This is a genomic window from Streptomyces sp. SCL15-4, assembly GCF_033366695.1.
Classification (GTDB): domain Bacteria; phylum Actinomycetota; class Actinomycetes; order Streptomycetales; family Streptomycetaceae; genus Streptomyces.
Map to the genome: position 1 here is coordinate 2,878,891 of NZ_JAOBTQ010000001.1, position 12,352 is coordinate 2,891,242.

Sequence of the window (12,352 nt, forward strand, 5' to 3'; positions counted from 1 at the left end):
ATCCCCCGAGCGCAATTGCCCGGGGGATTTTTTCGTGGCCGGCCGCCGCTTTACAGCACGTCGGCCAGCTCCTCCAGCAGCCGGCGCCGGGGACGGGCGCCGACCATCGCCTTCACCGGCTCACCGTCCCGGAACACCATGAACGTCGGCATCGACAGCACCTTGTAGGCGTTCGTGGTGTCCGGGTTGTGGTCCACGTCCAGCTGGACGACCTTGAGCCGCTCGCCCTCCTCGGCCGCGAGGCTGCTGAGCACCGGCGCCATCTGCCGGCACGGCGGACACCAGTCGGCCGTGAACTCCACCAGCACCGGCAGTTCCGATTCCAGTACCTCCGCCGCGAAATCCGCGTCTCCCACTTCCGCCACACCCACCGCTCTGCTCACCGCTGCCGCCCTTCCAGTTCGCACACGGGCTCCGGACCTCCCGGAACCAGCGCCTCGGCGGCCAGCTCGTCGCGTGCCCGTTCGGCCCGCGCCAGCTGCCCCGCGACCGTCTCCCGTACGGCGGTCAGCTGCCCGATGAGCGCGTCCAGCTCGGCCAGCTTGTGCCGGTAGACCACCAGCGAGGCCGGGCAGGAGTCGCCCTCCGGATGCCCGGCCCGCAGGCACTCCACGAACGGCCGGGTCTCCTCCAGGTCGAAGCCGAAGTCCCGCAGGGTGCGGATCTGGGCCAGCAGCCGCAGATCGCCCTCGTCGTACGTCCGGTGCCCGTGGACGTCGCGCCGGGCCGGCAGCAGCCCCCGGGACTCGTAGTAGCGCAGGGCGCGGGTCGTGGTTCCGGCCCGTGCGGCCAGCTCGCCGATTCGCATGCCGTCGACGGTACGGGTTGACGTCGGCGTCAACGCAAGACCGGCCGGGACGGCGGTCCCGGCCGGTCGTGCGTTCCCCCTCGCCGCGGGATCAGGCGGTCTTGCTGTCCGCCAGCTCCTTCTCGGCGTCCCCCGTCCCGGGTCCGGCGGCCTCCCGGCGCGGCAGCAGGACGGCCACCAGGACCGTGCCGACGCCGAGGACCACCGCGCCGACCAGGCTGGTGTGGGCGACCGCGTCGGAGAAGGCGGAGCCGACCGCGTCGGCCATCTGCCGGGCGCCGGAGGCCAGCTCGCCGGCCTGCTGCTTGAGCTGCGCGGCCTGCTGCGGGTCGGTCGCCTGCTGGGCCTGCGCGGCGGCCTGGTGCGCCTTGTCGCCGATGCCCTGCGCGACGGCGTACCCGGCGCCGACCGAGTCCTGCGCGGTGTCCAGGGCGTTCGCCGGGAGCTTGCTGCCCTTGGTGGCGTCGGCCAGGTGGTCGCTGTAGGAGGTGGCCAGCAGCGAGCCCAGGATGGCGATGCCGAGCGAGCCGCCCAGCTCCAGCGAGGTGTCGTTGACGGCGCCGCCGACGCCCAGCTCCGACTCCGGGAACGCGCCCATGATGGCGTCGGTGCAGGGCGAGAGCGCCAGGCCTATCGCGAGGCCCAGGATGATCAGGGGCGCCACGAAGTCGCCGTAGGTGGAGCCCGCGTCCACCCGGGTGAGCAGGGCGAGGGCGATCGTGCCGCCGGCCATGCCCGCGCCGACGGTCCACTTCATGCCGACGCGCGGGGTGAGCCAGGCGGTCAGGGCCGAGCCGACGAACACCGCGCCGGCCAGCGGCAGCATGCGCACACCGGTCTGCAGGGCGTCGTAGCCGAGGACGAACTGCAGGTGCTGGGTCAGGTAGTAGAAGGCGCCGAAGACGGCCAGGAAGAACAGGGCCACGGCGAGGTTGGAGCCCGCGAACCGGCGGGCGGTGAAGCGGCGCACGTCCAGGATCGGGCGCGGGTGGCGCAGCTCCCACAGCACGAAGGCGACCAGGCCCACGCCGGCGACGACGGCCGCGCCGACGGCCTTGGCGCCCCAGCCGAAGTGCGGACCCTCGATGATCATGTAGACGAGCGCGCCGGTCCAGATCACCGACAGCACGCCGCCGACGTAGTCGATGCGGTCGTGGTGGCCCGCCTTGGACGGCGGGACCAGGACGAAGGCGGCGACCAGGGCGACGGCCGCGACCGGCACGTTGATCAGGAAGGTCGAGGACCAGCCGTGGTCGCGCAGCAGGGCGCCGGCCACCACGGGTCCGGCGGCGATGGCGAGTCCGGCGGTGGCGGTCCACAGGGTGATGGCCTTGGCCCGCTCGGCGCGCGGGAAGGTCGCGGCGAGCAGGGAGAGCGTGGCCGGCATGATCAGCGCGGCGCCGACGCCCATCACGGCGCGGGCGGCGATGACGGTCGCCGAGCTGTCGGCGAGGTAGCCGAACACGGCCCCGCCGCCGAACACCACCAGGCCGAGGACGAGCGCCCCGCGCCGGCTGTACTTGTCGCCGATCGCGCCGAGCAGCAGCATCAGCGCCGCGTACGGCACGGTGTAGCCGTCGATCACCCACTGGAGGTCGGCGCTGGAGAGCCCGAGGTCCTTCGTCATGTCGGGCGCGGCGACCGTGAGGGCGGTGTTCGCCATCACGATGATCAGCAGGCTGAGGCAGAGCACCAGCAGCGCCCACCATCGCCGGGCGTAGGGGCGCTCCATCCTCTCGACCGGTTCGGTCATGACGAGTCGCATGGCAGGGATCGCCTTCCTCGGGTACGCGACGGACTTGCACAGTACCGTGCAATTGCACAACTATGTGCAATGTACGGCGTTGCACAAGGCTGTGCAAGTCCGGTCGTACAGCGTGCGGGAAGGCACAATGACCGCCATGACCACGGGTAACACCAGCCGCGCCGACGCAAACCGGCGCCGCATCCTCGACGTCGCCCTCGCGGAGCTGCTGCGCGACCCCGACGCGTCCATGGACCAGATCGCCCGCGCGGCAGGCGTCGTACGGCGGACGGTGTACGGCCACTTCCCGAGCCGCGAGGCGCTGATCAGCACGCTCGTCGACGAGGCGGTGCAGGCGCTGGTGGACGCGGACGCGGTGGGCCGGGCGGGAGTGGCGGACCCGGCGGAGGCGGTGGCCCGGTCGGTGCTCGCGATCTGGCAGACCGCCGACCGCTACCGGCTGCTGATCGCGCTGGCCCAGCGGACGGTCACGGTCCAGGGCATCCGCGACCGCCTCGCGCCCTTGCGCGAGGCGAAGGTACGGCTGCTCCAGCGCGGGCTGGACACCGGCGTCTTCCACTCGCCGCTGCCCGCGCCGGCGCTGGCCTACGTCCACGAGCAGATGTTGTTCGCGCTGATGGAGGCGGTGAACGACGGCCTCCTGGCAGCGGCGGAGGCGGGCCGCTCGGCCACGGTCGCCGTGCTGACCGCGGCGGGCGTACCCGCCTCCCGGGCCGTGGAACTGGTGGCCGAGGTGTCGTAGAAGTGCCGTGGTCCGACGCGGAACCGGCCGCCCGGCCCCGGTTCAGGCGGGGCCGGACGGCCGGAGTCTCCTCCGCGGCCGGATCGGACGCTCAGGCCTTGACCAGCCTCTCCTCCCGGACCTCCGCAACCTCGCTCACCGGGGACCGTCCCTCGTCCAGCAGCGTGGTCTCGTCGAACGGCACCTCCCCGGCCAGCACCCGGCGCACCCGGTCCTTGTCGATCTCCTTGGTCCACGTCCCGACCAGCACCGTCGCCACCGCGTTGCCCGCGAAGTTCGTCAGGGCCCGCGCCTCGCTCATGAACCGGTCGATGCCGACGATCAGCCCGACGCCGTCGACCAGGGCCGGCTTGTGCGACTGGAGGCCGCCGGCCAGCGTGGCGAGTCCCGCGCCGCTGACACCGGCCGCGCCCTTCGACGCCAGCAGCAGGAACAGCAGCAGCGGGATCTGCTCGCCGACCGACATCGGCGTGCCCAGCGCGTCCGCGATGTACAGCGACGCCATGGTCATGTAGATCATCGTGCCGTCGAGATTGAAGGAGTAGCCCGTCGGCACGGTGATGCCGACCACCGGCCGGCTGACGCCCAGGTGTTCCATCTTCGCGATCAGCCGGGGCAGCGCGGACTCCGACGAGGAGGTGGACAGGATCAGCAGGAATTCCCGGGCGAGGTATTTGAACAGGGAGAAGACGTTCAGTCCCGCGATGATCCGCAGCAGCGCGCCGAGCACCACGAAGACGAACAGGAAGCAGGTGACGTAGAAGCCGAGCATCAGCACGGCGAGGCTCTTGAGCGCGTCGACGCCGGCGGAGCCGACCACGGCCGCGATCGCGCCGAACGCGCCGACCGGCGCGGCCCACATCACCATCGACAGGATGCGGAAGACCAGCCGCTGGAGGTGCTCGATGCCGCGCAGCACCGGCTGCCCGGCCGAGCCCATCGCCTGGAGCGCGAACCCGGCGAGCAGCGCCACCAGCAGCGTCTGGAGCACCTGACCCTGGGTGAACGCGGACACGAACGTGTTCGGGATGATCGACAGCACGAAGTCCACCGGCGGCAGCGCGTCGCTCTCCACCTGGGCGTGCCCGCTCTTGCGGAGCGCGTCGGTCAGGTGCAGCCCGTCGCCGGGATGCAGCACATTGCCGACCAGGAGACCGATGGCGAGCGCGACCAGCGACATCACCAGGAAGTAGCCGAGGGCGATACCGCCGACGGCCCCCACCTTGGCCGCCTTCCGTACCGAACCGATACCGAGCACGATCGTGCAGAAGATGATCGGCGAGATCATCATCTTGATCAGGTTCACAAAGCCGGTGCCCAGCGGTTTCAGCTCGACCGCCGCGTCGGGCCAGATCAGGCCCACGGCGATGCCGAGCGCGACCGCCGCGATGACGGCGATGTACAGGTAATGGGTCCGGTCCCGCTGGGCGCGGGGTGCGGCAGGTGCCGTATCGGCGGGGCTGGCGGCCACGACTGCCCTCCTTGACGTCTTCGTCGGTGCGCAACCGGCGTGCGGCTCACGTCCGGGCGTTGCTGGGAATGCCGTGACTATCTCCCGGCCTGTGAGGGCGGTCACCCTTCCGTTCATTTAGTTCACGATCGGACGGAGAGGCACACTGCTGGCATGCGCGTCCCCGTCCTCCCCCGACCCCGCAGCCTGGCCGGCCAGCTGTTCGCCATGCAGGCCGTGCTCATCGCGGTGGTCGTGGCCGGGTACGCGCTGTTCACCTACGTCAGCGACCGGCGGCAGGCCGAGGAGGCCGCCGCCCGGCAGGCCACGGCGGTGGCCCGGTCGGTCGCCGACGCCCCCTCGGTCCGCGCCGCCATCCGCGCCCCGGACCCCACGGCCCGGCTGGAGCCGTACGCCCTCCAGGTCACCCGGGACGCCAACGTCGACTTCGTGACGATCATGGACCCGGCCGGCATCCGCTGGACCCATCCGGACCGCGCGCAGATCGGCAGGCGCTTCCTCGGCACCATCGGCCCGGCCCGGCGCGGCCGCACCTTCACCGAGACCTACACCGGCACGCTCGGCCCGTCCGTCCGCGCCGTGACCCCGGTCAGGGACGGCGGCCGGATCGTCGGGCTGGTGAGCGCCGGCATCAAGGTGGAGACGATCAGCGCCCGGCTCCGGGACCAGGTCACGGCCCTGCTCGGAGTGGCCGGCGGGGCGCTGGTGCTGGGCGCGGTCGGCACGTACGTGATCAACGCCCGGCTGCGCCGCCACACCCACGGCATGAACGCCACCGAGCTGAGCCGGATGCACGACTACCACCAGGCGGCGCTGCACGCGGTCCGGGAGGGACTGCTGATGCTGGACGGCCGGTACCGGGTGGCGCTGGTCAACGACGGCGGCCGGGAGCTGCTGGGCCTCGGCGGCACGCCGGACGCGGACCTGGTCGGCCGCTCGGTGGCCGGCCTCGGCCTGCCGGCCCCGCTGACCGGCGCCCTGCTGTCCTCCGAGCCCCGGGTGGACGAGGTGCACCTGACGGCGTCCCGGGTGCTGGTGGTGAACACCTCGCCGGTGTCCGGGGGCGAGCGCCGGGGCACGGTCGTGACGCTCCGGGACGTGACCGAGCTGCAGTCGCTGATGGGTGAGCTGGACTCGGAGCGCGGCTTCACGCAGGCGCTGCGCTCGCAGGCGCACGAGGCCGCGAACCGGCTGCACACGGTCGTCTCGCTGATCGAGCTGGGCCGGGCCGGGGAGGCGGTGGAGTTCGCCACGGCCGAGCTGGAGCTGGCCCAGGCCCTCACCGACCAGGTGGTGGCGGCGGTGAGCGAGCCGGTGCTGGCCGCGCTGCTGCTGGGCAAGACCGCGCAGGCGCACGAGCGGGGCGTGGAGCTGGTGGTCTCGCCGGACAGCCGCCTGGACGACGGCCTGCTGCCGGCCGAGCTGCCCGCCCGGGACCTGGTCACGATCCTCGGCAACCTGATCGACAACGCGGTGGACGCGGCGCAGGGCAGCGCCCGGGCGCGGGTCACCGTGACGGCGTACGCCTCGGCGGCCGGACTGGTGCTCCGGGTGGCGGACACCGGCCCCGGCGTCGACCCCGCCCTGGCCGGTCTGGTATTCCAGCGGGGGTTCTCCACCAAGCCGGCCGGGCCCGGCGGGCGGGGGCTCGGGCTGGCCCTGGTCCGGCAGGCGGTGACCCGCCACGAGGGCACGCTGACGGTGACGGAGTCCGGCGAGGACGGCGAGGGCGGAGCGGTGTTCGAGGTGCGGTTGCCGTTGCGCGGGGTGCCGGGCGGTGGCGGATGACGGACGAACGGCAGCCCCTGCGCGTCCTCGTCGTCGAGGACGACCCGGTGGCCGCGGACGCGCATGTGATGTACGTCGCCCGGGTGCCGGGATTCGTCGCGGTCGGGAAGGCGCACACGGGCGCGGAGGCCCGGCGGATCCTGGACCGCACCCCGGTGGACCTGCTCCTGCTGGACCTGCACCTGCCGGACGTGCACGGCCTGCAACTGGCCCGGTCCCTGCGGGCGAGCGGGCACCACGCCGACGTGATAGCGGTGACCTCGGCGCGCGACCTGGCGGTGGTGCGGGAGGGCGTCTCGCTGGGCGTCGTGCAGTACGTCCTGAAGCCGTTCACGTTCGCGACGCTCCGGGACCGGCTGGTGCGCTACGCCGAGTTCCGCGCGGCGGTGGGCGAGGCGAGCGGGCAGGACGAGGTGGACCGGGCCCTGGCGACCCTCCGCGCCCCCACCCCGGCGGCCCTGCCGAAGGGCCTGAGCGCACCGACGCTGGAGCGGGTGACGTCTGCTCTGCGGGAGGCGGAGGAAGGGCTCACGGCGGCCGGGGTCGCCGAGGCGGTGGGCATCTCGCGCATCACCGCACGGCGGTATCTGGAGCATCTGGTGGTCGCGGGAAGGGCGGGACGCAGTCCGTTGTACGGGCAGGTGGGGCGGCCGGAGCTGGTGTACCGGTGGGTGCCGCAGGCGCGGTGAGGCGCGGGCGGCGCCGACGCGCTATCACCCCGCAGACGCATTGACCTGACCGGACCAGCGCTCTTACCTTCACACGGCAGTCATCTCCGCGCCACCCCCACGTGCGCTCAGGAGGTCATGCCCGTGCGCCCCACCGCCGCCCTCTCCGCCCTCCTCGCCACCGCCCTCTGTGCCGCCGCCCTCACCGCCTGCGGCAGCGGCTCCGGCCGCGGGCCGGACACGATCAAGGTGTCGTACAAGCAGTCCACCGACAACTCCGTCAAGGTGATGGACACCTACCTCGACGGCGTCAGGAAGCAGTTCGAGCGCGAACACCCCGGCAAGAAGGTGGAGTTCGTACCGATCAAGGCGCCCGACGCGGAGTACTACACCAAGCTCCAGCAGATGCTGCGCTCGCCGCGCACCGCACCGGACCTGGTCTACGAGGACACCTTCCTCATCAACTCCGACATCACCAGCGGGTACTTGAGGCCGCTCGACGCCTACCTCGCCAAGTGGCCGGACTGGAAGCAGTTCATCGGCACCGCGAAGGCGGCGGCCAGGGGACGGGACGGGAGGACGTACGGCGTGCCGGACGGCACCGACACCCGCGGACTCTGGTTCGACAGGCGGGTGTTCGCCAAGGCGGGCCTGCCGCCGCACTGGCAGCCGAAGACCTGGGACGACGTCCTGTCCGCCGCCCGCACCATCAAGCGCGAGGTCCCCGGCGTCGTCCCGCTCAACGTCTACACCGGCAAACCGGCGGGCGAACGGTCCACGATGCAGACCTTCGAAATGCTCCTGTACGGCACGGGCGACGGCTCCGCCGATCCGCTGTACGACGACCGCACCGGGAAGTGGGTCGTCGGATCGCGGGCCTTCAAGGACGCGCTGGCGTTCGTGGAGACCGTCTACCGGGAGAAGCTCGGCCCCGACGTCTCCGACGCCCTCGACCCCAACTTCTCCACCACCGTCGCCGGCGAGCTGCTCCCCCGGGGCGGACTGGGCATCGCCCTCGACGGCTCCTGGCTGCCGCTGACCTGGCAGCCGGGCAGCGGGCACCCCTGGCCCGACTGGTCCCGGCGGCTGGGTCTCGCCGCCATGCCCACCCGGCACGGCCAGGCGCCCGGCAAGGTGAGCATGTCCGGCGGCTGGACCTGGGCCGTCCCGGCCAAGGCGGCCAACCCCGACCTCGCCTTCTCCTTCGTCAGGACGCTCCAGACGAAGGACAACGCCCGCAAGTGGTACATCGCCAACGCCGGGATCGCCGTACGCGAGGACGTCGCCGCCGACCCCGCGTACACCACCGCCCAGCCCGGCCTGGCCTTCTTCACCGGTCTGGTGGCCCACACGCACTACCGTCCCGCGTACCCGGCGTACCCGAAGGTGTCGACGGCCGTCCAGGAGGCCATGGAGGGCGTCACGACCGGTGACCTGTCCGTGGCGAAGGCGGCGAGCGGCTACGACGCCACGGTCGAGGACGTCACCGGCGGCCGAGTGGTCCGCAGGTGAGGCGCGGGCACCCGGCCGTCCGGGCCCTCCCGCTCGCGCCCGCGCTGGTCCTGCTGCTGCTCTTCCTCGCCGGGCCGATCGCCTACTGCGTCTGGATCGCCTTCACCGACCTCCAGCTGACCGGCCAGGCCCACTCCTCCTTCACCGGCCTCGCCAACTTCCGCCGGGCCTTGCGGGACGACGCCTTCCTGAACGCCGTCCGGCTGACCCTGGTGTTCACCGTGCTGTCCGCGCTCGTCGGGCAGAACACCCTCGGGCTCGCGCTGGCCGCGCTGATGAGACGCGCCTCGAAACCCGTCCGCACGCTCACCGGCGGGGTGGTGATCACCGCGTGGGTGCTGCCGGAGGTCGTGGCCGGGTTCCTGCTGTACGCGTTCTTCCGCCGCGAGGGCACGCTGAACGCCGTCCTGGACTGGCTGCACCTGCCCCGGCAGAACTGGCTGTTCACGCTGCCCGTCCTCGCCGTGTCCTTCGCCAACGTCTGGCGCGGGACGGCGTTCTCGATGCTCGTGTACTCGGCCGCGCTGGACGAGATCCCCGCCGAGATCACCGAGGCCGCCGAGGTGGACGGGGCCGGCGGATGGCGGCGGCTGTGGCACATCACGCTGCCGATGATCCGCCGCTCCATCGGCACCAACCTGATGCTCAACACCCTCCAGACGCTCTCCGTCTTCGGGCTGATCTGGGTGATGACGCGGGGCGGGCCCGGCAGCCGCAGCCAGACGCTGCCGCTGTTCATGTACGAGCAGGCGTTCCAGAACAGCATGATCGGGTACGGCACGGCGGTCGCGCTGCTCCTGCTGCTGGTCGGGTCCCTGTTCTCCGTGGTCTATCTGCGGCTGCTGCGGACGGAGGTCTGATGCCCCGCACCCGTCCCTCTCGGCGGCTCGCCGCCGATCTCGCGCTGCTCGCCGTGGCCGCCGCCTTCGCGCTGCCGCTGGCCTGGGTGGTGCTGTCGGCCGTGGACCCGGGCGCCGGACTGCGGGTGAAGATCCCGGACGGGATCGGCCTGGACAACTTCCGCGCCGTCCTCACCCCGGACATCACCTACACCCCGCTGCTCAACAGCCTGCTGCTGTGCGGCGGCGGCACGGCGCTGACCGTCGGCTGCGCCGCCCTCGCCGCGTATCCGCTGTCCCGGTACCCCTCGCGGCTGAACCGCCCGTTCCTGCTGACCGTCCTGTTCGCGACGAGCCTGCCCGTCACGGCGGTCATGGTCCCGGTGTACGCCCTGTTCGTCCGGGTGAACCTGATCGACACCCTCCAGGGCACCGTCTTCTTCTTCGCCGCCTCCCAGCTGCCCTTCGCCATCTGGCTGATGAAGAACTTCATGGACGGCGTGCCGAAGGAACTGGAGGAGGCGGCCTGGACGGACGGGGCCTCGGCCGCGCAGTCGCTGGTGCGGATCGTGCTGCCGCTGATGGGACCGGGACTGGGCGTGGTGACCGTGTTCTCGTTCGTGATGATGTGGGGGAACTTCTTCGTCCCGTTCATGCTGCTGCTCAGCCCGGACCGGATGCCCGCCTCGGTGAGCGTCAACGACTTCTTCGGCAACCGGGGCATGGTGGCCTACGGCCAGCTCGCCGCGTTCTCCGTGCTCTACTCGACGCCCGTCATCCTGCTCTACGTCCTGGTGGCACGGCGGCTGGGCGGCGGGTTCGCGCTGGGCGGGGCGGTGAAGGGGTGACGCGGGGCGGTGGTGGCACCGGGTGCCTGGGCACTCCGGGCGCTCCTCCCGTACGTTCCTACGACGCGTGATCTCGGCGGAACCGACCGTGGTCAGGGCTCCTCCGCGCCCCTACGTTGTGCCGGGTGCGCCCACCCTCGGACCAACCGAACCCGCCGGCCCTCCCGTTCGACGCCCCGGCCGCCCGCAGGCTCCGCGCCGCGCTCGGCATGGGGCCCGAGCACGTCGCCCACGGGATGCGTGTCTCGTACGGGCTGCCGTACGTCACCCCCGAACTCGTGACCGCCTGGGAGCGCGGCACGGCCGCCCCCGGCAGCGCCGAACTCACCGCGCTCGCGGGCGTGCTGTGGTGTTCGCCGGGTGAGCTGATCGGCCGGCCGCGGACCCTGCGCGAGCACCGCATCGCGCGGTCCGTGGCGCCCGAGGACGTCGCCCGTGCCGTCGGCATGGAACCGCGCGCGTATCTGCGGGTGGAGGACGGCGGGGTGTGGCGGGGCGACGAGCGCCGGTCGGCCGCGCTCGCGCGGGTCCTGGACCTGGCCCTGCCCGACTTCGTCGCCGTCACCGGCCGGGAGGCGAAACTCGCCGGCCTGCTGCGCGGCGCGGTGACGACCCGCTGGCAGGCGTATGTGCGGCCCGTGCTGAAGCTCGTCCCCCTGGACAAGGAGGTACTGGAGCCGGTCCTGCTGCAGCTGCACCGGGACTATCAGGGGCACATGGCCGCCACCCTCGGCTGGGGCGGCGGCAGCCGGGGCGCCGGCGAGCCGGGGCAGCGCTTCCTGGACGCCGTCGTGGAGACCTTCTGGCGGTCCGTGACGGACCGGACCGCCTGACCGGCGAAACGGGCGGGTCGGCCTAGAAGACCGACTCGGCCTCGTCCATGCGGTCCTTCGGCACCGTCTTCAGCTCGGTGACCGCCTCGGCGAGCGGCACCATCACGATGTCGGTGCCGCGCAGCGCGGTCATCTTGCCGAACTCGCCCGCGTGCGCGGCCTCCACGGCGTGCCAGCCGAAACGGGTGGCGAGGACACGGTCGTAGGCGGTGGGGACGCCGCCGCGCTGGACGTGGCCGAGGATGACCGGCTTGGCCTCCTTGCCGAGGCGCCGCTCCAGTTCGTAGGCGAGCGCGGTGCCGATGCCCTGGAAGCGCTCGTGGCCGTACTGGTCGATCGCGCCCTTGCCGTAGTCCATGGTGCCCTCGGCGGGGTGGGCGCCCTCGGCGACGCAGATGACCGCGAACTTCTTGCCGCGGGCGAACCGCTCCTCGACCATCTTGACCAGGTCGGCGGGGTCGAAGGGCCGCTCGGGCAGGCAGATGCCGTGGGCGCCGGCGGCCATGCCGGACTCCAGGGCGATCCAGCCGGCGTGCCGGCCCATGACCTCCACGACCATCACCCGCTGGTGGGACTCGGCGGTGGTCTTCAGGCGGTCCATCGCCTCGGTGGCCACGCCGACGGCCGTGTCGAAGCCGAAGGTGCGGTCGGTGGAGGAGATGTCGTTGTCGATGGTCTTGGGCACGCCGACGACCGGCAGACCCGCGTCGGAGAGCATGCGGGCCGCGGTCAGCGTGCCCTCTCCGCCGATCGGGATCAGGGCGTCGATGCCGAACTCCTCGACCATGTCGGCGGCGCCCTCGCAGGCCTCGCGCAGCCGGTCGCGCTCCAGCCGGGAGGAGCCGAGGATGGTGCCGCCGCGGGCCAGGATGCCGCTGACCGCGTCCAGGTCGAGGGTGCGGTAGTGGCGGTCCAGCAGGCCGCGGTAACCGTCCTCGAAACCGATGACCTCGTCGCCGTACTGTGCGACCGCCCGGTGCACGACCGACCGGATCACGGCGTTCAGGCCGGGGCAGTCGCCGCCTGCGGTGAGAACTCCGATGCGCATCGTGCTGTGTCTCCTGCTCGCTGTCGTGTG

Annotated in this window: 12 protein-coding genes; 7 read left to right on the top strand and 5 right to left on the bottom strand. The window is 72.3% G+C overall.

From position 1 onward, the window contains the following. Nucleotides 1-50: 50 nt before the first annotated feature. From trxA to SCK26_RS12185, 3 genes are all read right to left on the bottom strand, one after another. A complete protein-coding gene (gene trxA, locus SCK26_RS12175) occupies nucleotides 51-383 on the bottom strand; it encodes a thioredoxin (protein WP_318201321.1) in 333 nt (110 codons plus the stop codon). Further along, a complete protein-coding gene (locus SCK26_RS12180; RefSeq protein ID WP_318201322.1) occupies nucleotides 380-808 on the bottom strand; it encodes a MerR family transcriptional regulator in 429 nt (142 codons plus the stop codon). The genes trxA and SCK26_RS12180 overlap by 4 nt, the downstream gene beginning before the upstream one ends. A 91-nt stretch (nucleotides 809-899) precedes the next feature. Beyond that, nucleotides 900-2,573 carry an MFS transporter gene (locus tag SCK26_RS12185; protein WP_318201323.1) on the bottom strand — a complete coding sequence of 558 codons (1,674 nt, stop codon included), beginning with the start codon at nucleotides 2,571-2,573 and terminating at the stop codon, nucleotides 900-902. Nucleotides 2,574-2,700: 127 nt separating this feature from the next. Between SCK26_RS12185 and SCK26_RS12190 the strand changes: the two genes are divergently transcribed. Continuing rightward, a complete protein-coding gene (locus SCK26_RS12190; RefSeq protein WP_318201324.1) occupies nucleotides 2,701-3,315 on the top strand; it encodes a TetR/AcrR family transcriptional regulator in 615 nt (204 codons plus the stop codon). A 91-nt stretch (nucleotides 3,316-3,406) separates the two neighbouring features. On the opposite strand, the gene SCK26_RS12195 is transcribed toward SCK26_RS12190, so the two are convergent. Further along, the gene (locus SCK26_RS12195) at nucleotides 3,407-4,786 is read right to left on the bottom strand and encodes a cation:dicarboxylate symporter family transporter (protein ID WP_318201325.1); all 1,380 of its coding nucleotides are present in this window, start codon (nucleotides 4,784-4,786) and stop codon (nucleotides 3,407-3,409) included. A 153-nt stretch (nucleotides 4,787-4,939) separates the two neighbouring features. Here SCK26_RS12195 and SCK26_RS12200 point away from each other — a divergent pair, with 153 nt between their 5' ends. From SCK26_RS12200 to SCK26_RS12225, 6 genes are all read left to right on the top strand, one after another. Then, a complete protein-coding gene (locus tag SCK26_RS12200) occupies nucleotides 4,940-6,574 on the top strand; it encodes a sensor histidine kinase (RefSeq protein ID WP_318201326.1) in 1,635 nt (544 codons plus the stop codon). Further along, entirely contained in the window at nucleotides 6,571-7,263 is a 693-nt protein-coding gene (locus SCK26_RS12205; protein ID WP_318201327.1) for a response regulator, read from the top strand. Before SCK26_RS12200 ends, SCK26_RS12205 begins: the two co-directional genes overlap by 4 nt. A 117-nt stretch (nucleotides 7,264-7,380) precedes the next feature. Next, nucleotides 7,381-8,754: an extracellular solute-binding protein gene (locus tag SCK26_RS12210; protein WP_318201328.1), complete on the top strand. Its 1,374-nt coding sequence runs from the start codon at nucleotides 7,381-7,383 to the stop codon at nucleotides 8,752-8,754. Next, entirely contained in the window at nucleotides 8,751-9,614 is an 864-nt protein-coding gene (locus SCK26_RS12215) for a sugar ABC transporter permease (RefSeq protein WP_318201329.1), read from the top strand. Before SCK26_RS12210 ends, SCK26_RS12215 begins: the two co-directional genes overlap by 4 nt. Next, nucleotides 9,614-10,441: a carbohydrate ABC transporter permease gene (locus SCK26_RS12220; RefSeq protein WP_318201330.1), complete on the top strand. Its 828-nt coding sequence runs from the start codon at nucleotides 9,614-9,616 to the stop codon at nucleotides 10,439-10,441. The genes SCK26_RS12215 and SCK26_RS12220 overlap by 1 nt, the downstream gene beginning before the upstream one ends. A 125-nt stretch (nucleotides 10,442-10,566) precedes the next feature. Further along, entirely contained in the window at nucleotides 10,567-11,274 is a 708-nt protein-coding gene (locus SCK26_RS12225) for a helix-turn-helix transcriptional regulator (protein WP_318201331.1), read from the top strand. Between the two features lie 22 nt (nucleotides 11,275-11,296). Here the strand turns inward: SCK26_RS12225 and SCK26_RS12230 are convergent, their stop codons facing one another. Next, nucleotides 11,297-12,322: an ATP-dependent 6-phosphofructokinase gene (locus SCK26_RS12230; protein ID WP_318201332.1), complete on the bottom strand. Its 1,026-nt coding sequence runs from the start codon at nucleotides 12,320-12,322 to the stop codon at nucleotides 11,297-11,299. Nucleotides 12,323-12,352: the final 30 nt, after the last annotated feature.

Coding starts and splice junctions, on each gene's coding strand:
- SCK26_RS12185 (WP_318201323.1), bottom strand. CDS start 2,573: ATGCGACTCGTCATGACCGAACCGGTCGAGAGGATGGAGCGCCCCTAC.
- SCK26_RS12210 (WP_318201328.1), top strand. CDS start 7,381: ATGCCCGTGCGCCCCACCGCCGCCCTCTCCGCCCTCCTCGCCACCGCC.
- SCK26_RS12205 (WP_318201327.1), top strand. CDS start 6,571: ATGACGGACGAACGGCAGCCCCTGCGCGTCCTCGTCGTCGAGGACGAC.
- SCK26_RS12220 (WP_318201330.1), top strand. CDS start 9,614: ATGCCCCGCACCCGTCCCTCTCGGCGGCTCGCCGCCGATCTCGCGCTG.
- SCK26_RS12230 (WP_318201332.1), bottom strand. CDS start 12,322: ATGCGCATCGGAGTTCTCACCGCAGGCGGCGACTGCCCCGGCCTGAAC.
- SCK26_RS12200 (WP_318201326.1), top strand. CDS start 4,940: ATGCGCGTCCCCGTCCTCCCCCGACCCCGCAGCCTGGCCGGCCAGCTG.
- SCK26_RS12190 (WP_318201324.1), top strand. CDS start 2,701: ATGACCGCCATGACCACGGGTAACACCAGCCGCGCCGACGCAAACCGG.
- SCK26_RS12180 (WP_318201322.1), bottom strand. CDS start 808: ATGCGAATCGGCGAGCTGGCCGCACGGGCCGGAACCACGACCCGCGCC.